Annotated in this window: 1 protein-coding gene; it reads right to left on the bottom strand. The window is 68.1% G+C overall.

The features are described 5' to 3' along the window. Positions 1–717 (bottom strand): bifunctional diguanylate cyclase/phosphodiesterase (locus KVT32_RS28020; protein WP_217619187.1); only part of this gene is annotated, 717 nt, incomplete at both ends.

Below are 717 nucleotides of genomic sequence, written 5' to 3' on the forward strand. Positions count from 1 at the left end.
GAGTTCATCCCGCTGGCCGGTCTCCTCGGCCAGCGGGATGAACTCGGTCGGCGAGATCACGCCGCGTTCCGGATGGCGCCAGCGCACCAGGGCTTCGGCGCCGATCACCTTGCCCGTGCGCAGGTCGACTTTCGGCTGGTAGCCGAGGGTCAGTTCGTCGTTGCGGATCGCCCGGCTCAGGCTGGCTTCGAGCAGCAGGTGCCGGTGCACGGCCTGGTTCAGTTCGGTGGAATAGAACTGGCAATTGTTCTTGCCCAGGCTCTTGGCGTGGTACATGGCGGCGTCGGCGGCGCGCATCACGCGGTCGACGTTGTCGCCGTCCAGGGGAAAGAGGCTGACGCCGATGCTGGTGCCGGGCACGATTTCCTTGCCCGCCACCTCGATCGGCGCGCCGACGCTGCGGCGGATGCGCTCGACCAGGTCGGCCACGTGCTGGATGCTCGGCTGGTCGCGGATGACCAGCACGAATTCGTCGCCGCCGACGCGCGCGACGGTGTCGTCCTCGCGCACGCTGGCGCGCAGGCGGCTGGCGATTTCGCGCAGCACCACGTCGCCGGCTTCGTGGCCGAAGGTGTCGTTGATGTACTTGAAGTTGTCGAGGACGAGGAAGGCCAGCGCGCCCAGCAGTTCGGTGCTCGCAGCGAATTCGATCGCGCGCTTCAGTTCGTCCTGCAGCTGGGTGCGGTTGGCCAGCCCCGTGAGCGGGTCGTGGTGGGC

Source organism: Achromobacter sp. GbtcB20, assembly GCF_019091095.1.
In the GTDB taxonomy this organism is placed as follows: Bacteria; Pseudomonadota; Gammaproteobacteria; order Burkholderiales; family Burkholderiaceae_B; genus Achromobacter; species Achromobacter mucicolens.